The sequence below is a fragment of the Lactococcus garvieae subsp. garvieae genome (genome assembly GCF_029024465.1).
GTDB lineage: Bacteria > Bacillota > Bacilli > Lactobacillales > Streptococcaceae > Lactococcus > Lactococcus garvieae.
Window position 1 is genome coordinate 871177 of sequence record NZ_CP118950.1, and the last position, 21673, is coordinate 892849.

Below are 21673 nucleotides of genomic sequence, written 5' to 3' on the forward strand. Positions count from 1 at the left end.
AAAAAAGTTCTATCCTTCAAGATAGAGCTTATTTTTTTTAATATAATCAATAACAGGTCGAGGCATGAGGTAAGCAGGTTCGATTCCGTCTTTAAACATCTGACGTAAAGAAGTACTGGAGGCAAAAGAAAGGGGCAGGTCTACCCATTGGACCGGGTAGGGACTTTCAATAGCCGTGGTTGAACGTTGAACAGCAACAAACTGAACCAAGTCTAGTAAAGCTTCAATCTTGTACCATTTTGGAAGATATTCCACCATATCACTTCCAATGATAAAATAAAAATCAGTATCCGGATAAGCTTGGGTGAGGTGCTTCATCGTGTCATAGGTATAAGATTTCCCACCGCGTGCAACTTCTCCCAACTCCAGTGATAAGCGTGGACTATCTGCAATCGCCAGCTCTAGCATTTTCACACGATGCTCAGCTGATATTGTTTTTTTCTCGTCAACATGTGGAGGAAGAGCTTCCGGCATGAGCCATACCTTATCTAATTCAAGGCGTTGCGCGACCTGATCTGCCATCATCAGATGGGTGAAGTGGACCGGGTTAAAGTTACCGCCGAGAATTCCGATTTTATTTCTTTTTACTTGTTCCATCAGTGGGTATACAGCTCCTTTTTAATTCTTTTCATATTATACCAGAAAAGCCCATTTTCATCAGGTATATGAGCATTTTCAAATAAGAAAATAATAATTTATTGAATTTAAACTCATGAAGAATTTAAGAAGGATTGAGACAACTTCAACATGAAGATAAAAATGTCCCTGAATATTTATAAATACAGGTGATGACAATACAATTTACTGTCAAATTTTGTTAAAATAGAGTAAGAATATAATTTGTCCCTCATAAAAGGAGTCACCATGTCACTATATCCAGACGATAGTTTAACTTTACATACAGATCTTTACCAAATAAATATGATGCAAACCTATTGGGAGCTTGGACGTCATAATCGCAATTCTGTTTTTGAAGTCTTTTTCCGTTCAATGCCTTTTGAAAACGGCTATGCTATTTTTGCCGGTCTGGAACGCATGGTGAATTACTTAAACAATCTAAGATTTACCGAAACAGATATTTCTTATCTCCGTGAATTAGATTATCCTGAGGATTTTTTGGACTACTTGGCCCAGCTTCGCTTTACAGGTACAGTCCGTTCTGTCCAAGAAGGAGAACTCGTTTTTGCCAATGAACCTTTGGTTCAGATAGAAGGACCATTGGCTGAATGTCAGCTTATCGAAACGGCTGTCCTCAATATTATTAATTTCCAAACACTGATTGCAACCAAGGCTTCACGCATCAAGTCTGTGATTGGTGATGATCCTTTGCTTGAGTTTGGTACACGTCGTGCCCAAGAAGTGGACGCTGCTATTTGGGGGACGCGTGCGGCCTATATCGGTGGTGCAGATGCCACAAGTAATGTACGTGCGGCTAAGATTTTTGGGATTAAACCAAGTGGAACACATGCTCATGCTCTAGTTCAGAGCTATGGCAACGATTATGAAGCCTTTAAAGCCTACGCGCAGACACACAAAGATTGTGTCTTCCTTGTGGATACTTATGATACTTTGAACATTGGTGTTCCGGCAGCTATTCGTGTGGCACGTGAATTTGGCGACAAAATCAATTTCCAAGGGGTCCGTATTGACTCTGGAGATATGGCATATATCTCGAAAAAAGTACGTCAGCAGCTGGATGAAGCTGGCTTTACCGATGCCAAAATCTATGCTTCAAATGATTTGGACGAGTCAACAATTTTGAACTTGAAAATGCAGAGAGCAAAGATTGATGTTTGGGGTGTAGGGACCAAGCTCATCACGGCTTATGATCAGCCTGCACTTGGTGCTGTCTACAAACTCGTCTCTATGGAAGACGATCAGGGTGAAATGCAAGATACCATCAAACTGTCCAGCAATGCAGAGAAAGTTTCCACGCCTGGCAAAAAACAAATCTGGCGTATCACAAGAGAAAGTGATGGTAAATCTGAGGGAGATTATATTACTTTTGACGGTGAGAGACCAGACCAGAGTGAGGAAATCTACATGTTCCATCCCGTGCACACCTTTATCAATAAAAATGTACGCGACTTTGCTGCTAAACCCTTACTTAAAGAAATTTTTGTCAAAGGCCAGCAAGTTTACCCTTTGCCTACCTTAGAAGAAATCAAAACTTTTGCTGAAGCCAACTTGACCGAACTTTGGGATGAATATAAGCGCAACCTCAATCCCCAACCTTATCCCGTTGACTTATCACAAGAATTATGGAGCCATAAGATGCGTCTGATCAGTCAAGTACGCACCAAGGTTTCTGGAATGAAATTGGATTGATACTATGAGAATAAAAAATATTGAATTAGGACATGCTGAAGCATTTGGTCAGCTCCAAATGGAAATTTTTCAAGAAAATAATTTTATGCTGGTTGAACCTGACGAACATAAAACCAAACTTCATGAATTAGCCAATCAGATTGCCTCAACGGACTTTTTGATGGGCGCCGACAATGATCAAGGCGAATTAGTCGCCTTCTTGGCTGCCTATCGTGGCACTTACCGTCGAAATAAACATTGTGCTAAAATTGTCATTGCTGTGCTTAAGGATTATCGTCGTCAAGGGATTGCGAGTCGGCTTTTTACAGCCCTAGAAGAATGGGCACGTAAAGAAGAGATTTCGCGTTTAGAGCTTACAGTAGCAATGAACAACAGCGCAGCTATTTCATGTTATAAAACAAACGGTTTTGTGATTGAAGGAGTACGTAGCCAATCTCTTAAAATCAATGATGAATACCTTGATGAATTTTATATGGCTAAAATTTTGGAGTGAATATGTCTTTACAAGAAAAAATTATTAAAGAACTAGGTGTTAAACCAACGATTGATGCACAAGAAGAAATCCGTAAATCAGTGGACTTCCTCAAAGATTATTTAAAGAAATATCCTTTTATTAAAACCTATGTTTTAGGGATTTCAGGAGGGCAAGACTCGACCTTGGCTGGCCGTTTGGCACAGATTGCCATGGAAGAAATGCGTGCAGAAACGGGGAACGAAGCTTACACATTTGTAGCTATTCGTCTGCCTTATGGTACCCAAGCAGATGAAGACGATGCGCAAAGAGCTCTGGACTTTATTAAACCAGATAAAAGTTTAGTTGTGAATATCAAAGAAGCTGTTGATGCTCAAGTTGCGGCTTTAGAAGCGACTGGTGTGGAGATTTCGGACTTTAACAAGGGAAATATCAAAGCCCGTCAACGCATGATTAGTCAATACGGGATTGCTGGTGGGATGCAAGGGGCTGTTTTGGGAACGGACCATGCAGCGGAAAATATCACAGGCTTTTATACAAAATTTGGTGACGGTGGCGCAGATCTCTTGCCGCTCTTCCGCCTCAATAAACGCCAAGGTAAGATGTTACTCGCTGCTTTGGGCGCAGAACCTTCTCTTTATGAGAAAGTTCCGACAGCAGACTTGGAAGATGGTAAGCCCGGATTGGCAGATGAAGTTGCCTTGGGAGTGACTTACGAGGATATTGACAACTATACAGAAGGACGCTCAATTAGCCCTGAAGCACAGGAAAAAATTGAAAATTGGTATCTTAAAACGGAACACAAGCGTCACTTACCCATTACCATTTTTGATGATTTTTGGAAATAATAATAGAAGAAGACGTGAGCTTTTAGGCTGGCGTTTTTTTATACTTAAATCAATAAAATGAGGGTTGAGAGTATGGTATAATAGAGTAATATAAACGCTTACAGGAGGAATTTTATGTCCTATATTGAAATAAAAGATGAATCAAAAATCTATCAATCTGGTGGAGAAAAAATCTATGCGAATGATCACGTAAACTTTGCGATTGAAAAAGGGGAACTTGCGGTTATCCTAGGAACTTCAGGCGCGGGTAAATCCACGATTTTAAATATTTTAGGCGGCATGGACTCTAGTGATGAAGGGCAAGTGATAATTGATGGTGTAAATATTGCGGAGCTATCCGCGAAAGAACTGATTACTTACCGCAGACGTGATGTTGGTTTTGTTTTTCAATTTTATAACTTGATTAACAATTTAACGACCAAGGAAAATGTTGAACTGGCTTCAGAGATTGTTGAAAATGCGCTTGATCCTGTAGAAGTTCTTCAAAATGTCGGCTTGGGTCATCGCTTGGACAATTTTCCCTCACAACTTTCGGGAGGAGAACAACAACGTGTGGCTATTGCACGTGCTATTGCTAAGAATCCCAAAATCCTTCTTTGTGATGAACCAACCGGTGCATTAGACTATCAAACAGGAAAGCACGTACTGAAAATACTGCAAGACATGTCGCGCGTACACGGCGCAACAGTGATTATTGTGACTCATAATGCCGCCATTAGTCAAATCGCGGATCGAATCATTCATGTCCATGATGGCCGTGTCAAGGAAATTACGGTCAACGACAGTCCGGCAGATATCGAAACGATTGAGTGGTGATTCTATGAAAACAAAAACCCTCAATAAAAATATAAGGCGGTCGATTACGGGATCCTTTGGACGTTTCATATCTATTTTTTCTCTCATGGCTTTAGGGGTCTTTGCCTTTGTCGGTTTAAAAATGTCTGGCCCAAATATGAGGGCAACGGCCGAGGAATTCTATGCGCGTCATCACTTGGCGGATTTGAGCATTACTTCAACGATGGGGTTAAATACATCTGACCAAAAGCTTATTCGTCAGGCAGATGGACTCAAAACGGTTGATTTTGGTTATTTTCGTGATGTTTTGCTGCCCGATAAGAAAACTTCCTTACGTGTCTTCTCGCAAGCAGACAACCTTTCGACTTATGCGCTCATTGCGGGAAGAATGCCCCAAAAAAGCAATGAAATTGCCCTTGATTTTCTCTACCAAGACAAATACAAGCTTGGCGATACAATCCGTGTAAGTGAAGAAAAAAATGAGGGCTCTTACCTTCTAAAAAACCATGAGTTCAAGTTGGTCGGCTTTGTCAAATCAAGTGAATTTGTTGATAAAAGCCTGTATGGACCAACCAATATAGGAACAGGCCAGCTTAACGGCTATGCCGTTGTTCCGCCTGAGGCTTTTCAGTCGGATGTGTATATGATTGCACGCTTGAGCTTCAAAAGCACACAAGGCCTCAGTCCCTACGATCCGAAATTTACGGAACGCTCAGACTATTACCAAAAAAAGCTCAAAAAACTCTTGGAAGGACAACCTGAAAAGCGTTTAGCTGAGATAAAAAAAGAGCCACAAGCCCAGTTAAATCAAGCCCAAGATAAACTGAAAGCAGAAGAAGCAAAACTGCAAGAATCGCAGAAGATGCTCAATCAGCAAAAAGCTTTAGCCGGTGAAAATCCTCAACTCCAAGCCCTACAAGAAAGTTTAAATACAGGTAAAGCAAAGCTTGCAGAAAGTAAAACTCAGCTGCAAGAACAGCAAGATCAACTGGCAGCGCTGGAAGCTCCAGCATATACCGTGAATAATCGTAAAGAAGGAAATCCCGGTTATCAAACCTTCGTTGATAATTCCACTCGTATCGATGCCCTTTCTAATATTTTCCCTGTCGTGCTCTTTGCGATTGCCGTTCTCGTCAGTTTAACTACGATGACACGTTTCGTGGAAGAAGAGCGGGGCAATATGGGCTTACTTAAAGCTTTGGGTTACACCAATGCTCAAATTCGGAAAAAATTTATCGTTTATGGCGCTGTTTCAGCCTGTGCAGGTGCAACTGTAGGTGCTCTCTTAGGTCATGTTGTGCTCCCTCATGTGGTATTTAACGCTTATTCGGCTTCCTCTACATTTTCAGGTTTGATTTTGACTTTCTCACCTATGTGGACGATTGTTTCCTTTGTTATTGCACTTGCCTGTACCGTTTTGCCAGCTTATTTAGTGGCTCAAGCTGAGTTGCGTGGCGCACCTGCAGCACTTTTCTTAGCCAAACCACCCAAAGCAGGTTCCCGTATTTTCTTGGAGAGAATCAAGCCGATTTGGAAGCGTATGAGCTTTACTTATAAAGTGACAGCGCGTAACCTTTTCCGTTATAAACAGCGTATGTTGATGACTATCGTTGGTGTTGCAGGATGTACAGCACTTCTTGTCATGGGTTTTGGTATACGTGATTCTATCTCAGGGCTTAGTCAACGACAGTTTGGTGAAATTTTACACTACAATATGCTTGCGGTTTCTCAAGATAACTTGAATAAACAGGAGCAAGATGAACTTGACCAGTTTTTACATTCAGACAATATCAAGTCTTATGCGCCAGTTCATTTCGAACAATTGCATCAAACGATTAACGATAACCGCCAGGATATTAGTTTAATGGTTCCGGAGAAAGAAGAGAACTTTAAGCAGTTTGTAACGCTACGCAATCGTGTAAGTAAAGAGAAGCTGTCATTACCAAAAGAAGGAGCAGTAGTAAGTGAAAAGCTGGCAGAACTGCTTGGAGTAAAAGTTGGCCAAACCATTTTGCTAAAAACAGAACAGGATAAAACAGTAAAAATAAAAGTTGCAGGCATTACAGAGATGTATATGGGGCACTATATTTTTATGAATCAAAACCAGTATACATCGTTGTTTGACGCACCCATAAAGGCAAATGCGCATCTCTTGAAACTTCGAGATGCATCAAAGGCCAAAAGTCAAGCAGCTTCGGCTGACTTTATGAAAAATGCTGGGGCACTCACCGTGTCGCAAAATAGCGATTTACAAAATACAATTGATGCCTTTTTGCACGGTATCAATAGTGTCATGTTTGTGCTGATTGGCTGTGCCATTTTATTGGCTATCGTTGTTATTTATAATCTTACCAATATCAACGTTTCTGAGCGAATTCGAGAGTTGTCCACCATTAAAGTACTTGGCTTTTATGATCGTGAAGTTACACTCTACATTTATCGTGAGACGATTTTACTGAGCTTTATGGGAATAATAGCCGGCTTTGGCTTAGGGGCTTACTTCCATCATGTGATTATCACCATGTTGCCGACGGATATGATTATGTTTAACCCTAATCTGTTATGGAGTAACCTGTTGCTTTCCACACTCATTACATTAGCCACAACTTTGGGCTTAAGTGTTGTTGTCCATCTTAAACTCAAAAATGTCGATATGCTGGGAGCATTAAAGTCTGTGGATTAAAATAAAAAACTGTAGATTCGATTCTACAGTTTTTTATTTTAATGTTCGTAATGTTCAACTTTACGTTTGGCATCCATGATTTGTTGTCCCTTTTCTTCATGGGCGAGAATTTCCTCGAAGGCTGGAAGTTCCAAGTCTTGTCCGTATTTTTGGTACAAGGCAGTTGTGACGAGGCGATAGGCCAAGCGTGCATTGCGGGAAAGGATAGGACCGTGGAAGTAAGTGCCAAAAGTGTTTTTATAGTGGAGACCTTCTGTGTCATCGTCGGGATTATTCCCGCCACCATAAACCACTTTACCTAAAGCTTTTTCACCTTCACCAAGATAGGTAATACCGGAATGATTTTCAAAACCATAATAAGTTTCACCAAACTCTTCATTATGAATTTGAATATCGCCAATAAAACGGTCATTGCCAAGATTTTTGGTGTAGTGTGGCAAGATACCGGTACAGTCAATCTTGGTACCAGCAGCATTGATATAGTACTGACCTAACATTTGATAGCCACCACAGATGGCAAGCATAGGCTTTTCAGCCTCAATATAGGATTTGAGCGGTGCGGTGATATTTTTGAAGCTGTCCGCGATAATTTCTTGTTCATAATCTTGACCACCGCCCCAGAAGACAAGGTCATAAAAGTCTTGATCAAAGCTATCTTCAAGGGAAACGATATCAAAAGTCATTTCAGCGCCTAATTTTTCGCCGACATACTTAAGCATGAGTATGTTACCATTATCGCCATAAGTATTCATCAAGTCCCCATAAAGATGGGCAACATGAAGGTTATATTTTGGATTTTCCAAATTTGATGTTAAAGAAGTATAAACCATTAATGCATCTCCTTTCCAATCATCTTATTTTGTGCAAGCAACTCACGCATTTCTAACATTGCAGTGTAGGTTGCTAGGATATAGATGTGCTGATCCGCTTCATTTTTGAGGGCATCAAGGATCTTTGGTAGCGACTCAAACTCATGAATTTTGCTTTCGTCAAATCCAGAAACACGATAACGTCGTGCCATTTCGCTATGACGTACACCACCAACAAAGATTTGGTCAATATCCATGTCATGAACCAGCTCAAAATTAGCATCCCAAATCCAGCTTGTATCAATACCGTCGGCATAGTTGGCATTGAGCAAGCTAACCAGGGTAAATGGATAATCAGCAAGTTTCATCATTTCCAGCGCCTGATTTGCTCCGACAGGATTTTTAATCAAGACAATAGTAGCGGATTTATCTCCAATAGTAAAGGTTTCTTGACGGCCAAAGACGGCTTTAGATTGTTCGAAACCTGCCTTGATAGTTTCCGCAGGCACACCGTAAAATTCAGCAACAGAAACCGCAGCAAGGGCATTGTAGATATTGTAGAGTCCACCCACATTGATTTTATAAGAATGATTATCAATGACAAACTGAGAAGAAGTGTTGGTAATTTCTGTGAGTTCAGAGACACGATAATCCAGCTCAGGGCGTTTGAAACCGCAGTTTTGGCAGATATAATCGCCAAGGTTGGCATAAGTATTGAGCTTATAATCTAAGATGTGGTGGCATTCTGGACAAACAACCCCTTCAGTATTGTAATGCGCACGTTCAGGCGCATGACTTTCATGGTCAAAACCATAATACTTGACGGGATTCACCAAAGTCCGTGAATGGAAGAGCGGGCTATCACCATTAAGGAGAACCGTGGCTTCAGGTGCATTCGCTGCACCTTTGACGATAAAGTCATAGGTTGTATAAATCTCGCCGTAACGGTCCATTTGGTCGCGGAAAATATTTGTGAAAACAAACAGTGAAGGCTTGATGTATTCGGTGATTTTTGGCAGTGATGCTTCATCAATCTCCAGAACAGCAAAACCTTTCTTTCCTTTTTTAACCTTAGGTGCTGTCAAGAAAGTCGCGGTAATTCCGGTAATCATATTGGCACCAGAAGTATTTGTGACAACTTTTCCAAAAGCTTTTTCGAGTATACCGACAGTGAGAGCTGTGGTCAAGGTTTTACCATTGGTCCCTGTCACAACGATAATTTCATAATCTTTTGTTAATGTAGCTAAAATTTCAGGATCAAATTTTAAAGCAATCTTACCAGGCAGCGTACTTCCACGCTTAAAGATTTTTTCTAAAACCAAGCGTGAACTCTTTCCTGCTAAAGTTGCGAATGAAGTTTTCATAGTCATAAGAGATATTATACCATAGATTGCAGTGTGGAGGAGGATAAACTTCTCGTTGGAAAAGATATTTTTGGGCTGCTAAATAAGGGAATAAGAAGTTGTGATGGCTCTTCAAACCTCCGTAGAGTTTTCGTTTTTGTGAGGCCAGCTCACGGCAAAATTCCTATAGGCATCTCCTCCCAAAGCTACCGTCTATAAACTTCTACCTTGTTATGATATTAGTTATCTTTTTAACCACCTTACAGTATAATTATGACACAAAAAAAGCTCCTGGACATTGCCAAGAGCGGGGTGTAGGAGTTTTGAGAGTTCCTATTCATAGTATAATATAAAAAGCCCAAAATTGAAAGGCCGAAGTTTTGTGAACGTGAAATGAAAAGCAAGGAAGCTTCAAAATATGCTAAAATAAAGACATGAAAAATGCGACTGAAATCCTAGAAAAGATGAATCCTAATCAAAAGGTGAATTATGACCGGGTTTATCAAAAAATGCGCGAAAGCTGGGAGGCTGAGGGGATTCGCCCAAAAATTCTGCTTCATTCCTGTTGTGCGCCATGTTCTACCTATAGTTTAGAATATCTCTGTCAAAATGCTGATGTGACAATTTATTTTTCGAATTCGAATATTCATCCTCGTGCCGAGTACGAAAGGCGTGAGAAAGTACAGGCTGATTTTGTTCGAGACTTTAATGAAAAAACAGGAAATAAGGTAAAATTTATTGCGGCACCTTATGAACCGAATAAATTTATGCAAATGGTCAAATTGCATCATCTCGCAGAAGAACCTGAAGGTGGCTCGCGTTGCACAGCTTGTTTCCAAATGCGTTTAGACATTGTCGCAGAAAAAGCTCAAGAGTTAGGTTATGATTATTTTGGTTCAGCACTAACACTCAGCCCCAAAAAGAACGGTCAACTTATAAATGAAATAGGCTTAGACATGCAAAAAATCTATGCTATCCAATACCTCCCGAGTGACTTTAAGAAGAATAACGGCTGGAAACGTTCCGTGGAGATGTGTAAAGAATACGACATTTACCGCCAGTGCTATTGTGGATGTGTTTTTGCAGCACGTCAACAAGGAATTGACCTTAAAGAAATTAATAGAAGTGCTGTAAAATTTATAAATAAAGTAGGCGACAAAAAATAAAGAACATGCTATAATTGTTGCATGGTTAAAAGTTTTATAAATAAAATGAGTGCAATATTTCAGCATGGTTCTTTTAACACCCTGTATGGTGGTTTTTATGAAGGAACCATAACTGCTGGAGAAGCTTTAAAATATGGACAAATTGGTATTGGTACCTTAGATGGTGCTGATGGGGAAGTTATTATTCTTGATGGCACTGCTTATCATGGAAATTCTGAAAATCAGGTACGCGTGGTTAAGCCAAATGAGACTCTACCTTATGTTGCGGTGATTGATCACCAACCTTTTGCGACTTATAAGGTTAATGGTCTAACGATGCAAACCTTGCATGATTTGACAGAGAAATTTCCAACACGAAACACAGCTTACAGTTTAAAAATGACTGGACACTTTGATTCGGTGGAAATTAGTTCTAAACCTGCAAAGAATACGAAAAATTATTTGGAAATACTGGCTGAACAGCCTCATTTTACCGAAAAAAATATTTCGGGAACGATTGTTGGCATCTGGTCGCCTAAGTTTTTAGAAGATTTGTATGGTGACGGTGCTCATTTACACTTTTTAAGTGATGACAAGACTTTTGGCGGTCACTTGACTGAATTCTTATCTGGACAAATTACCATTGAAGTTGGTCAAGTGGGGGAAATGAAACAGGAATTTCCTCAAGAAAATGAAAATTTCAAAGCTATGCGCTTTGAGTAATAATAGATAAAAACTACCTCATGGGGTAGTTTTTTTGTCCTTAAAATTCCTATGTGAAATAAATCTTAAAGTTTATCTTGAGCTGAGGAAAATTCCCACAAATAAATATAATTATGTTGCAAGATAAATTATAAAATAAGGGAGTGAGTTTATTCAAGGTGGATTCACATAATCATATAAAAATTTATAGAGGAGATGTTTATTATGAAAAAAGCATTTTTAGCAACAATGGGTATGGGAATCTTGGCTAGCATGACGATGGCTTCAGCTACTACAGGGTTCGCGGATGAAGCAGAAGCCAAAGATTCTACTGCTAACTTCACGATTACTGCTAAAGATCCAGGAAATCCAACGGATCCAGATAATGGCACATTGACATTGAAAGAAGTACCAAGCTTTAACTATGGTGTTCTTGAAGCCAGCTCAATTTATTCAGGTTTCACTGGAAAAGCTGCTCAAGCTGAAGGAAAAGTTTTAGTGAGTGATACACGTTTGGGCACATCAGACTGGACATTGACAGCTAACATGGATAAATTTACAAATTCTAAAACTTCATTGGAAGGTGCAGCTTTAGATCTTTCAGCGATCGGTACTTTAGGTGAAGATTTTACAGGTGTTATTAAAGATGATAAGAGTCCTGTAGAACTTGCAAAAGGTAATGGTTCGCATGGTAAAGATGAATTCCTTATTTCTGCAGAAAATGCTAAATTAACTTTGGGCGCAAATCCAAAAGCCAACTTGGCAGCTGATGATGCTTTTGAAACAACAATCAACTGGAACTTGAGTTCTTCACAACCCGTCGCTCCAACTGCATAATCTTTGTTGTCGGATAAATGAAAATGTATAAGCAAGTACGGGCAAAACTTAAGATTTGTCGGTTCTTGCTTTTATTTTTTAGTGGAGGTTGAAAAGCATGAAATTTATAAAAGGATTGGGCTGCTTCGCCATACTGCTATTCACCTTATTTCTACCTGTGAATGCACATGCGGAAGAGGGCGCGGGTTTTACCGTCACTCCGGTACTTGGAAAGGGTCAAACGGATCCAGCTGCAGGCTATTTCTCAATTAAGGGTGAAAAAAATACAAGTTATCCAGTAACGGTAGCTGTTCAGAATTTGACAGAAAATGAAACTCAAGATTTTGATGTTCAGCTTGTTCAAGCAACGACAAGTAACAATGGCCATATTGATTACACTCCCAGCTCCAAAAAAATGGTGGCTGGGGGGCTTTCCCTCAAAGATTTAGTTGAGGATAAAAAGGCCACTCAAAAAGTAACAGTTGCCGCAGGGCAGACAAAGAATATTACCTTTAACCTTAAGCTACCGCAAGATAATATAAAAGGCACTGTTTTGGGCAGCGTCTATGTGCGCAAAGTCCCGCAAGAAACAGCAAAGTCAAAAGGTGTAGGTGTTCGTAATGCCTTTGCAATGACAATTCCTGTCATACTATCGGAAGACTTTAATAAAAGAATTACGCCCAAACTAGAGTTAACCAACGCACAGATGAAGTCGGATACGGGAGTGCCTAAAGTCGTAGGTGAAGTGAGTAACCAAGCTCCAAGCATGTTTGGGCAAATAAAAGTAGATGCTTGGGTGACGGAAAAAGGAAAAACGGACAAGGTTTATCAGTCTCAATCAGAAAAATATGAGATGGCTCCCTATTCTTCCTTTGAATATACAATAGATACCAATAACCATCTTTTGAAACCGGGAAAATATACCTATCATATGCTGATGAAGTCTGGTGATAAAAGTTTTGATATGGCACGTGACTTTACAGTGGATAGTAAAAATAGAGAAACTGTTAACAGCAAGCTGCTTGAGGGAGAAAAATCAAATACAAATCTTTGGTGGCTCATAGCTGCAGGAGTTGGTATCAGCATTATTATTTTCCTCGTGGCTTTCGGGCTAGGAAAAAGAAAGGGCACTACAGATGAGAATGAAGATGAATAATGGCAAACTAAAGGTTAGTTTAGCACTCTTAGGTTTCTCTGGTCTGTTGAATCTTTTCCTTACGCAACCAGTGCGCGCTAATATGATGCAAAGTAAAATTGGTTTTACAGTTCATCAAGATGTGAGAGATGCAGGCGTATTACCACCTGAAATCCCTCAAAATGGACAGTTGGTGCATTATGATCTCTTGCCGTCTACAGGAAGTGCTCAAGAATATTCTCTCATCTTGTTGGGCTGTATGCTGTTATTATTTGTTGTTGTATTTTTCTTAACTCGTATCTATGTAGAGAAAGGAAAACTTCAATGAAAAAAATAAACATAGGGTTTGTATTGCTCCTTCTCTTGCTAAATACTGCAAGTCCTGCAGTTTATGCTTTGGATAGCGAGACAGAAATACAGGCTTCATCTAGTGCAACAAGTGATAAAGACAATTGATATTGTGAGCTGTTCGTCACAGCAAATGTCTAAACGTTATGGTTTTATCTATGTTGATATTGATGATGAAGGTAATGGAACACGTAAACGTTTGAAAAAAGAGAGTTTTGACTGGTATCAAAAGGTCATTGCAACAAACGGTGCAGAAATTTAAGGAGTTTTTAAACTCCTTTTTGGTGTAGCTCCTTATTTTTGATGGAGCTTATTTTCCAAAATAAATGAGATAGGAGTAAGCAATGAAGAAAAAAGAAGTTCTTTTAGAATACTTAAAAAAGAATAGAAAACAAAACTTCATTTCCAGTACAGAGTTATCAAAAATTTTGGGAGTGACAGATCGGAGTATTCGCTATTATGTAAAACAGATTAATGAGGAGGTTCCAAAACTTATTGAGGCAAGTCGTGAGGGCTATAGGTATAGTGGCCAACAAGAAATAGGAGACAACACTAATAATGCAATAAATAGCCGTCGATTTTCCATATTGCAGTTACTGTTAAAAAACAATGAAAAAGGAGTTGGTTTATTTGATTTAGCAGAAAAACTATGGGTTTCTGAAGCAACGATACGACAAGACATTGGGATATTACAAAAAATGATAAGTAGTAAAGGATTACACATTTCTCAACATGCTTTTAACTACTATTTAAAAGGAAGTTACGATGAAAAACGCCAGCTTATCATGAGTTTAATTCGTCAACAAGGGAACAGTATTCAAAGCTTAGAAGAAGAGATGCAGAGATTTTTAGGAGAAATTTCCTTATCAGAAATGACAGAAGTTTGTAGATCTATTTTTAAAAGTCATCGATTTTATGTTAATAATTATTTTTTTCAAAATTTTATTTTGCATTTAATTTTTTCTATACACCAGCAATCAGTAGTAGAACACCAGAATTTTGCGAGTCCCTCTTTTGAAATGATTGAGGAGATTTCACAGTGGCTTTTTAAACACTATAACATTGTTATTTCAACAGAGGATAAACTTGAGCTTGCTTTACTATGTGACGGAGAGAAAGGGCATCCAGAATCACAAATAGATGCATATGTAGCTCAAGAAGTATCCGAAAGTCTTCATCATGCCTTAAAAGAAATCAGCGATGTTTTTTTAATAGATTTTACAGATGAGAAATTTCTCACACGCTTACTTCTTCATACTCAAAATCTTTATAATCGCATAAAAGATAGAAAAGTAAAAAGAAATTTAAGTGCTATTGAAATAAAAATGCGTTACCCTATTTTATTTGATATAGCAGTCTATCTTTCTTCACTTATTGTGCGTGATTTAAAAATTGAGATTGCAGAAGATGAAATAGCCTTCTTAGCCCTTCATCTTGGTTCTTTCTTGGATGAGCAAGAAGAAAATGAATATAAAATACGAACCCAACTTAAAATGTCTGGTTATCTTGAGCGAGAAAATCGAGTACTTGGATGTTTAGAAAAGCGGTTTAGTGATGAACTTCTGTTTGTGAAAAACGGTTTTAATGATGAAAAAAATGTTGAGCTTATTCTTTCATCTGATAAAATAGTAGAAAACAATCCGCAGTACGAAACTGTACAGATTCATGAGTTCTTAATGGAGAAAGATTTTATACTTATCAGAGAAGCAATGGATAGAGTGAAGAATAAACGCTATCAATATTTTTTGAGAAGCTTTTTACCAGAAATAATTCAAAAAAATGCTTTCTTGCATCTGAAAGGTAAAGTATCAAAGTCAGTAGCTTTTGAGAAAATTGGGCATTGGTTTTTTACGAATGGCTTCGCTGAGAAAGATTTTTCTGAAAAATTATTTGAACGGGAAGGCTTATCTTCAACTTCTTTTAGTAGTGGTATTGCTCTGCCACATTCAATAAGATATGAAGGAAGAAAGACTGGTATGCTTATATTTAAACCTGAAGAGCCTCTCCATTGGGATAACCAAGTTGTGCAGCTCATTTTGAGTTTCACTATCAATCCAGATGATTCTAAAGATTTTAACAAGCTTTTCCCTCATCTCATAGAAATATTGACGGAAGAATATCATGTTGAGTATCTGAGGAGAAGCGAAAATAGAGAAGAATTTCTGGAAAGAATGATTGAATTACTTTCGGTATAGTTTGATTGATGATTTCTCTTGTGAATTAATCCTTTTTATATATTTCTTTATTTTGAGAAAGTAACTTTATGTTATAATAGAGCTAATAGACTTTTTATTAAGGAAATAATGATGAATATACAAGAAATGAACGCGCGCAAGGAGAAAATCCGTAACTTTTCGATCATCGCGCATATTGACCACGGAAAATCAACGCTGGCTGACCGTATCCTTGAACTGACAGAAACGGTCTCAAAACGTGAAATGCAAGCACAGCTTTTGGACAGCATGGATTTGGAGCGCGAACGTGGTATTACGATCAAGCTCAATGCTATTGAGTTAGAATACACGGCTAAAGATGGAGAAACCTACATTTTCCATTTGATTGACACGCCTGGGCACGTCGATTTTACCTATGAAGTTTCCCGTTCTTTAGCTGCCTGTGAAGGTGCAATTCTTGTTGTCGATGCAGCTCAAGGGATTGAAGCCCAAACTTTGGCCAACGTTTACTTGGCTTTAGATAATGACTTGGAAATTTTACCTGTTATTAATAAAATTGACTTGCCTGCGGCAGATCCAGAACGTGTGCGTACTGAAGTTGAAGATGTTATCGGATTAGATGCTTCAGAAGCTGTTTTAGCCTCTGCGAAGGCAGGTATTGGTATTGAAGAAATTCTGGAGCAAGTCGTTGAGAAGGTTCCAGCACCTCAAGGAGACGTTGAAGCCCCACTGAAGGCGCTGATTTTTGATTCGGTTTATGATGCTTATCGTGGTGTTATCTTGCAAATCCGTGTAGTTGACGGTTCTGTGAAGGTCGGCGATACTATTCAATTGATGTCAAACGGTAAGGAATTTGTCGTGACGGAAGTTGGGATTTTCACCCCTAAAGCAGTAGCGCGTGACTTCCTCATGGCGGGGGATGTAGGTTACTTGGCAGCCGCAATTAAGACAGTTGCGGATACACGCGTCGGTGATACAATCACTTTAGCAAATCGCCCTGCTGATGAAGCACTTGCGGGTTATAAAAAGATGAATCCAATGGTTTTCTGTGGACTTTACCCGATCGATTCTAACCGTTATAATGACCTTCGTGAAGCGCTAGAACGTCTCCAACTGAATGACGCCAGCTTGCAGTTTGAGCCAGAAACATCACAAGCACTTGGATTTGGTTTCCGTTGTGGTTTCTTAGGCCTTTTGCACATGGATGTTATCCAAGAGCGTTTGGAACGCGAATTTAACTTAGACTTAATTATGACTGCACCATCTGTAATTTACCATGTCAACACGACAGATGGTGAAACAATGGAAGTCGCAAATCCGAGTGAATTCCCTGATCCAACTCGTATTGATAGTATTGAAGAACCATTTGTCAAAGCACAAATCATGGTTCCTAATGAGTTTGTGGGGGCCGTTATGGAGCTGGCTCAACGCAAACGTGGGGAATTTGTAACGATGGATTATCTTGATGCTAACCGTGTCAATGTTATTTATCATATCCCATTGAGTGAGATTGTCTTTGATTTCTTTGATAAACTCAAATCTTCAACACGTGGCTATGCAAGTTTCGACTATGAAATCTCAGATTACCGTCCATCACGCCTCGTGAAGATGGATATTCTCTTGAATTCGGAAAAAGTTGATGCCCTTAGCTTTATCGTGCACAAAGATTTTGCTTACGAACGTGGTAAAGTTATCGTTGAAAAACTTAAAAAACTTATCCCTCGTCAACAATTTGAAGTGCCTATCCAAGCTACTATTGGTCAAAAAATCGTGGCACGTAGCGACATCAAAGCCTTGCGTAAAAATGTCTTGGCGAAATGTTACGGTGGTGACGTTTCTCGGAAACGTAAACTTTTGGAAAAACAAAAGGCGGGTAAGAAACGAATGAAATCAATTGGTTCAGTAGAAGTACCCCAAGAAGCTTTCCTTTCTGTTTTGTCTATGGATGAAGAATAAGGCGAAGTAAGGCATTTTATATCACAAGTAAATAGTATAAATAAGAGACAGTCTTTTGGACGGTCTCTTATTTGTTGGGAAGAAAATGCAAGCAATCTGAGAAGAATTTACACGGTGTCTGCTCTTTTAACATTCAAATTTGACAGCCAAGCAAGGGGATATTTTTGTGGGCTGGACAGATCAAAAAAGTTAAAATGGTATAAGAAAAAAGACAAGCTCTATGCCTAGTCTTTTTTTTTGTATGTCTCCTGTTAAAACGTCTCTAATTTGGTAAATTTTTTATTTTTGAGTTGATATACAACATCGGAGTTTTGGGCCACCTCTGTTTCATGAGTGACGATAATTACAAGTTTATGGTCTTCATGAGCAATTTTTTTGAAGAGCTCGACAATTTGTCGCGTCGTATTTTCATCAAGATTTCCTGTTGGTTCGTCCGCAATGATGATATCATGATTTAAAACGAGGGCGCGTGCGATAGCCACCCGTTGCTGCTGTCCTCCTGAAAGTTTACTTACAGGCTTGTAGATTAAGTCTTCAGTCAACCCCACTTTTTCCAAACTGTCAATAATGGCCTGCTTCTCATCATCAAAGGAGACTTTTGAAATTCTGAGCGCTGTTTTTACATTTTCAAAAGCTGACATATAGGTCAATAAATTATAAGATTGAAAAATGGTCGAAACGATGTTCTTCCGATAATGCGTAAGCTGACTTGATTTTATCTCCTCTCCATTAAGTTTAATCTGTCCGGACTTGGGCATATCTAAGCCTGCCAGAAGAGATAATAATGTTGTTTTTCCACTCCCAGACTGGCCGAGAATACTGTACATAATGCCTGCTTCAAAAGTTTCTGTGACATCTTGAAAGAGGTAATCTTCTGGATGATTATAGTAGTAAGTCAAATTTTCGATGTTCAATACGGTCATAGTGTCCTCCTTCTTTAATTGGTCAGTACCTGTTTAGGGTTTAAGCGTAAAATGCCAATTGCTGCTAAACCAACGGCCACAAGCGTAATCAAGAGTGCAAGAGCTGCTAACATTGCGATTTGTTGTGGACTTGTTTTAATTTCGAGCTCATTTATGGCTTTGAGCTGTTCACTATTTTGTCCCATCCCAATCGCCGTACGCATCCCACCAGGTTGAGCGCCAGGTCCTCCTTTTTGTGTCTGAGGTTCGTTTTCTTGTCTTTGAGTACCATTTATTTGTGTAGGTTTATTGGTTTGACTGGTTTGAGTTTCTTGGTTAAGTAATTGTTGGCCAACGGCATTGCCCACAAAGTTACCAGTAGCTGAGGCTATAGCAGTAGAAACGAGCATTATCATAAACAGTTCAGTAAAGAATTGCGCAACAATTTTTCCTTTTGACTCACCTAAACTCATCAAGACACCAATTTCAAAGCGGCGTTCACGGACCATGAGCATAACGATGAGTGCCAGGATGATCGCACCTGCAAGTGTAACAAGGATAACAATATTCTTAGAAAAACTGCTGATATTGTTCAGAGGTTGAAGCATTTGTTGGTAAAGAGCATCATTAGACTGTACTTCAAATTTATCTGTATCGATAAGCTTAGTGGCTTCTTTGACAAATTTCTCTGAATCTTCTGGGTTTTCCAGATTGAAGATTGCACTTCCCAGCGTCCCTGTTTTACCATCGATTTGGTTTGGTACACTCAAAGCAGTATATATCTGATTGGCAGGATTCATAAAGCTAAAGTCTGCCGCCAAATCATTTTCTGTCGAACCTGATTTGTAAAGTCCTACAACAGTCATTTTGTAAGTTTTATCATTACTGTCTTTGAGGGTAAATGTTGAGTTTAGTTTGAGATTGTTCTGTTTAGCCAAGCTCTCTTCAATGACAACATTATTCGTTCCTTCATCAGAAGACTGAATGGCACGTCCAGAGGTTATTTTATTTGTGCCACCTGAAAACTCTGAAGAGGCGAGCAAGTCGTTTGTACCGACGATTTTAAAATCACCGGGAGTACTTCCGCCCATTTCCGGCCCTGCCATAAAGACAGCTCCTTGTTTATCATTATTCTCTGTGGTGTCAGATTGACTGACTGCTTCGATATTGCTTTTAGCATTTGCGGTAGCTTGTTTCGTATATGAGAAAGATTTGACACCAGAAAGTTTCGCTATTTTATCCGCATCTGCTTGAGTAATGGTAGGCATATCGGACTTGTTTGTTTCCGCCGTTGAATCACTCTTAGAAAAATTTTCCATCATTGCGGAACGATTAATAGAAAGTGTAACGGTGGCTCCGGCACTCTTCTTTGCATTTTCGATGGAACGGTTAGAAGCGGTATGAATCACTAAACCAGAAAGCACAAAAATAAGTATAGTTGAAAAGGCCACAATAAGTAGAAGGGTTCGTGATAATTTGGCTTTAGTAAAAAGCCAGGCACGTCTTATAAAATCCAAATGAGATTCTCCTTTGTCTAAATTAATAAAACAAATTGTATGCTTATTTACTTAAAAATTAGTTAAACGATACATAATCGAAACTTAAGAGACATTTTATTGTAAAAAAGAGGTGGAGGAGTAACATTGAAGAGGAAGTTTAAATCAATATTCTTGAAATTAATTACAAAAAGGAGTATTATTGACCAATCAATAGTTGATTAATCAATTATCGTAAAAAAGAATAAAAGCCACAGAAAGAGGATGAACACTTGATTATTGTTAATGCTAAATTTTTTATTAAAGATGAAAAAAGAGAAGAATTTTTAAAAGATGCGGCGGAACTCATCGCCGCTTCCAAACAAGAAGAAGGGTGTTTAGCCTATGATTTATACGAAGCAGTGCTTTCAGAAAATGCGTTTGTGATGATTGAAAACTGGGCTTCCTTAGAAGCAATCGAAAAACACAACACGAATCCTTTGCTGTTAGCTTTTGCGCAAAATGTCAGCAATTATAGTCTTAAAAAACCGGAATTACACATTGTAGAGAAGGGAGAAAAATAAGCTTATGTCAGTCATAACAACTCTTTTAGGAGTATTGGTAGCATTAGAGTTCTTTTATATTACCTATTTAGAAATAGTAAAAACGACTTCTGATGCAACAGCTAGGGTGTTTAAAATGTCCAGAGAGGATTTGCAAAATAAAAATATCCAAGTCCTGTTTAAAAATCAAGGAGTATACAATGGCTTGATTGGTATTGGGATACTTTATGCGCTGTTTGTTTCTTCTGTGCGTATAGAATTATTGAGTGTCTTCTTAGTATATATTATTTTAGTAGCACTGTATGGGAGCCTCACGAGTGACCGCTTCATTATTTTTAAACAAGGTGGGTTAGCAATCTTAACTTTACTTAGTATTATTTTTTTATAAATAAATGAAATAATTCAACAGTGAACAATATCTCCTGTATAAGCGACCTTAAGCTTTATAAGGAGGTATAAGTGAGCTTAACTGGAAAGGAAAGACAAAAAATGACGAAAAAAATATTGATCATAGAAACAAACACGCCTAAATATGATGAGACAGACAGAGCTACAGGGCTGTGGTTGGGCGAGACCACTCATTTTTATGAGGAAATAATCTCTGCAGGATATGAAGTTGATTTTGCAAGTCCCCAAGGGGGTTATGTTCCCATTGATCCTGAAAGTTTTAAATATGCGAACGCCATCGATTGGAAATGGTATACAAACAGAAATTTTAGAGAAGTTGCCCTTTCCAACACAAAAAAAATATCAGATTTAAATGCTGAGGACTACGGTGCTATATATTTTACAGGCGGTCATGGCGTACTGTGGGATTATCCAGAAGATAAAGCGTTAATGAAAGTCGCTGAAGAAATTTATGATGCAGGTGGATTTATAACGTCTGTTTGTCATGGTTCTGCTGGACTTTTGAACTTGAAAGACGAAGTAGGTGAATACCTTATAAAAGATAAAATCGTTACCGGGTTTACTAACGAGGAAGAAGAACTTAATGGAACAACAGCCGCTGTCCCTTTCTTAACCGAAACCGAGCTCAATCAACGTGGTGCGCGATATAAAAAAGACTCAGCTTTTAAAGCTTTTGCTGTAAGAGATGGACGGATAATAACGGGACAAAATCCCCAATCTCCCCAAAAAGTCGCTGAATTACTTGTAGCGGAGTTACGTAAATAAAACCAA

21 protein-coding genes and 1 pseudogene are annotated in these 21673 nt (G+C 38.8%); 17 read left to right on the forward strand and 5 right to left on the reverse strand.

Annotated features, from left to right (window positions below; genetic code table 11):
* Nucleotides 1–9: 9 nt before the first annotated feature.
* Nucleotides 10–597: a nicotinate-nucleotide adenylyltransferase gene (locus PYW30_RS04335; protein WP_004257857.1), complete on the reverse strand. Its 588-nt coding sequence runs from the start codon at nt 595–597 to the stop codon at nt 10–12.
* A gap of 267 nt (nt 598–864) precedes the next feature.
* Between PYW30_RS04335 and PYW30_RS04340 the strand changes: the two genes are divergently transcribed.
* From PYW30_RS04340 to PYW30_RS04360, 5 genes are all read left to right on the forward strand, one after another.
* On the forward strand, nt 865–2328 hold the full coding sequence (locus PYW30_RS04340; protein WP_042217963.1) for a nicotinate phosphoribosyltransferase: 1464 nt from the start codon (nt 865–867) through the stop codon (nt 2326–2328).
* Between the two features lie 4 nt (nt 2329–2332).
* A complete protein-coding gene (locus tag PYW30_RS04345) occupies nt 2333–2821 on the forward strand; it encodes a GNAT family N-acetyltransferase (protein ID WP_014024651.1) in 489 nt (162 codons plus the stop codon).
* A gap of 2 nt (nt 2822–2823) precedes the next feature.
* Nucleotides 2824–3648, forward strand: a complete 825-nt coding sequence (gene nadE, locus PYW30_RS04350) for an NAD(+) synthase (protein ID WP_004257848.1) — start codon at nt 2824–2826, stop codon at nt 3646–3648.
* A gap of 114 nt (nt 3649–3762) precedes the next feature.
* On the forward strand, nt 3763–4464 hold the full coding sequence (locus PYW30_RS04355; RefSeq protein WP_042217961.1) for an ABC transporter ATP-binding protein: 702 nt from the start codon (nt 3763–3765) through the stop codon (nt 4462–4464).
* Between the two features lie 4 nt (nt 4465–4468).
* The gene (locus tag PYW30_RS04360; RefSeq protein WP_042217959.1) at nt 4469–7126 is read left to right on the forward strand and encodes an FtsX-like permease family protein; all 2658 of its coding nucleotides are present in this window, start codon (nt 4469–4471) and stop codon (nt 7124–7126) included.
* Nucleotides 7127–7164: 38 nt separating this feature from the next.
* Here the strand turns inward: PYW30_RS04360 and gatD are convergent, their stop codons facing one another.
* Both gatD and murT read right to left on the reverse strand, forming a co-directional pair.
* A complete protein-coding gene (gene gatD, locus PYW30_RS04365; protein WP_014024655.1) occupies nt 7165–7956 on the reverse strand; it encodes a lipid II isoglutaminyl synthase subunit GatD in 792 nt (263 codons plus the stop codon).
* Nucleotides 7956–9305, reverse strand: coding sequence for a lipid II isoglutaminyl synthase subunit MurT (gene murT / locus PYW30_RS04370; protein ID WP_014024656.1), 1350 nt, complete (start codon nt 9303–9305; stop codon nt 7956–7958). The genes gatD and murT overlap by 1 nt, the downstream gene beginning before the upstream one ends.
* Nucleotides 9306–9712: 407 nt before the next feature.
* On the opposite strand from murT, the gene PYW30_RS04375 reads away from it, so the two are divergent.
* From PYW30_RS04375 to lepA, 9 genes and pseudogenes are all read left to right on the forward strand, one after another.
* Nucleotides 9713–10444 (forward strand): epoxyqueuosine reductase QueH, encoded by a 732-nt coding sequence (locus tag PYW30_RS04375; RefSeq protein WP_042217956.1) that lies wholly within the window; start codon nt 9713–9715, stop codon nt 10442–10444.
* A 21-nt stretch (nt 10445–10465) separates the two neighbouring features.
* On the forward strand, nt 10466–11146 hold the full coding sequence (locus PYW30_RS04380; protein ID WP_016170953.1) for an acetolactate decarboxylase: 681 nt from the start codon (nt 10466–10468) through the stop codon (nt 11144–11146).
* Nucleotides 11147–11350: 204 nt separating this feature from the next.
* Nucleotides 11351–11962 carry a WxL domain-containing protein gene (locus PYW30_RS04385; RefSeq protein WP_019299263.1) on the forward strand — a complete coding sequence of 204 codons (612 nt, stop codon included), beginning with the start codon at nt 11351–11353 and terminating at the stop codon, nt 11960–11962.
* Between the two features lie 97 nt (nt 11963–12059).
* Nucleotides 12060–13097, forward strand: coding sequence for a WxLIP family cell surface protein (locus tag PYW30_RS04390; RefSeq protein WP_042217953.1), 1038 nt, complete (start codon nt 12060–12062; stop codon nt 13095–13097).
* Nucleotides 13090–13404, forward strand: a complete 315-nt coding sequence (locus tag PYW30_RS04395) for an LPXTG cell wall anchor domain-containing protein (protein WP_023889369.1) — start codon at nt 13090–13092, stop codon at nt 13402–13404. The genes PYW30_RS04390 and PYW30_RS04395 overlap by 8 nt, the downstream gene beginning before the upstream one ends.
* Nucleotides 13401–13532 (forward strand): hypothetical protein, encoded by a 132-nt coding sequence (locus tag PYW30_RS04400; RefSeq protein WP_255204095.1) that lies wholly within the window; start codon nt 13401–13403, stop codon nt 13530–13532. Before PYW30_RS04395 ends, PYW30_RS04400 begins: the two co-directional genes overlap by 4 nt.
* Nucleotides 13528–13686 (forward strand): annotated as a pseudogene (locus PYW30_RS04405) (family 1 glycosylhydrolase); the annotation flags it as partial. The gene PYW30_RS04400 and the pseudogene PYW30_RS04405, both read left to right, overlap by 5 nt.
* A gap of 82 nt (nt 13687–13768) precedes the next feature.
* A complete protein-coding gene (locus tag PYW30_RS04410; protein WP_042217950.1) occupies nt 13769–15619 on the forward strand; it encodes a BglG family transcription antiterminator in 1851 nt (616 codons plus the stop codon).
* Between the two features lie 111 nt (nt 15620–15730).
* Nucleotides 15731–17554 carry a translation elongation factor 4 gene (lepA, locus tag PYW30_RS04415; RefSeq protein ID WP_014024663.1) on the forward strand — a complete coding sequence of 608 codons (1824 nt, stop codon included), beginning with the start codon at nt 15731–15733 and terminating at the stop codon, nt 17552–17554.
* A 251-nt stretch (nt 17555–17805) separates the two neighbouring features.
* Here lepA and PYW30_RS04420 read toward each other — a convergent pair whose 3' ends face one another.
* Together PYW30_RS04420 and PYW30_RS04425 are read right to left on the reverse strand one after the other, a co-directional pair.
* Nucleotides 17806–18477, reverse strand: a complete 672-nt coding sequence (locus PYW30_RS04420; protein WP_019299266.1) for an ABC transporter ATP-binding protein — start codon at nt 18475–18477, stop codon at nt 17806–17808.
* Between the two features lie 14 nt (nt 18478–18491).
* Nucleotides 18492–19973, reverse strand: coding sequence for an ABC transporter permease (locus PYW30_RS04425; RefSeq protein ID WP_042217947.1), 1482 nt, complete (start codon nt 19971–19973; stop codon nt 18492–18494).
* Between the two features lie 251 nt (nt 19974–20224).
* Between PYW30_RS04425 and PYW30_RS04430 the strand changes: the two genes are divergently transcribed.
* The 3 genes from PYW30_RS04430 (at nt 20225) to PYW30_RS04440 (ending at nt 21667) form a co-directional block, all read left to right on the forward strand.
* A complete protein-coding gene (locus PYW30_RS04430) occupies nt 20225–20515 on the forward strand; it encodes a putative quinol monooxygenase (RefSeq protein WP_042217945.1) in 291 nt (96 codons plus the stop codon).
* Between the two features lie 4 nt (nt 20516–20519).
* The gene (locus tag PYW30_RS04435) at nt 20520–20882 is read left to right on the forward strand and encodes a DUF1304 domain-containing protein (RefSeq protein ID WP_042217943.1); all 363 of its coding nucleotides are present in this window, start codon (nt 20520–20522) and stop codon (nt 20880–20882) included.
* 101 nt (nt 20883–20983) lie between these two features.
* Nucleotides 20984–21667: a type 1 glutamine amidotransferase domain-containing protein gene (locus tag PYW30_RS04440; RefSeq protein ID WP_042217985.1), complete on the forward strand. Its 684-nt coding sequence runs from the start codon at nt 20984–20986 to the stop codon at nt 21665–21667.
* The last annotated feature ends 6 nt before the right edge of the window (nt 21668–21673 follow it).

Coding starts and splice junctions, on each gene's coding strand:
- PYW30_RS04335 (WP_004257857.1), bottom strand. CDS start 597: ATGGAACAAGTAAAAAGAAATAAAATCGGAATTCTCGGCGGTAACTTT.
- PYW30_RS04340 (WP_042217963.1), top strand. CDS start 865: ATGTCACTATATCCAGACGATAGTTTAACTTTACATACAGATCTTTAC.
- PYW30_RS04345 (WP_014024651.1), top strand. CDS start 2,333: ATGAGAATAAAAAATATTGAATTAGGACATGCTGAAGCATTTGGTCAG.
- nadE (WP_004257848.1), top strand. CDS start 2,824: ATGTCTTTACAAGAAAAAATTATTAAAGAACTAGGTGTTAAACCAACG.
- PYW30_RS04355 (WP_042217961.1), top strand. CDS start 3,763: ATGTCCTATATTGAAATAAAAGATGAATCAAAAATCTATCAATCTGGT.
- PYW30_RS04360 (WP_042217959.1), top strand. CDS start 4,469: ATGAAAACAAAAACCCTCAATAAAAATATAAGGCGGTCGATTACGGGA.
- gatD (WP_014024655.1), bottom strand. CDS start 7,956: ATGGTTTATACTTCTTTAACATCAAATTTGGAAAATCCAAAATATAAC.
- murT (WP_014024656.1), bottom strand. CDS start 9,305: ATGACTATGAAAACTTCATTCGCAACTTTAGCAGGAAAGAGTTCACGC.
- PYW30_RS04375 (WP_042217956.1), top strand. CDS start 9,713: ATGAAAAATGCGACTGAAATCCTAGAAAAGATGAATCCTAATCAAAAG.
- PYW30_RS04380 (WP_016170953.1), top strand. CDS start 10,466: ATGGTTAAAAGTTTTATAAATAAAATGAGTGCAATATTTCAGCATGGT.
- PYW30_RS04385 (WP_019299263.1), top strand. CDS start 11,351: ATGAAAAAAGCATTTTTAGCAACAATGGGTATGGGAATCTTGGCTAGC.
- PYW30_RS04390 (WP_042217953.1), top strand. CDS start 12,060: ATGAAATTTATAAAAGGATTGGGCTGCTTCGCCATACTGCTATTCACC.
- PYW30_RS04395 (WP_023889369.1), top strand. CDS start 13,090: ATGAATAATGGCAAACTAAAGGTTAGTTTAGCACTCTTAGGTTTCTCT.
- PYW30_RS04400 (WP_255204095.1), top strand. CDS start 13,401: ATGAAAAAAATAAACATAGGGTTTGTATTGCTCCTTCTCTTGCTAAAT.
- PYW30_RS04410 (WP_042217950.1), top strand. CDS start 13,769: ATGAAGAAAAAAGAAGTTCTTTTAGAATACTTAAAAAAGAATAGAAAA.
- lepA (WP_014024663.1), top strand. CDS start 15,731: ATGAATATACAAGAAATGAACGCGCGCAAGGAGAAAATCCGTAACTTT.
- PYW30_RS04420 (WP_019299266.1), bottom strand. CDS start 18,477: ATGACCGTATTGAACATCGAAAATTTGACTTACTACTATAATCATCCA.
- PYW30_RS04435 (WP_042217943.1), top strand. CDS start 20,520: ATGTCAGTCATAACAACTCTTTTAGGAGTATTGGTAGCATTAGAGTTC.
- PYW30_RS04440 (WP_042217985.1), top strand. CDS start 20,984: ATGACGAAAAAAATATTGATCATAGAAACAAACACGCCTAAATATGAT.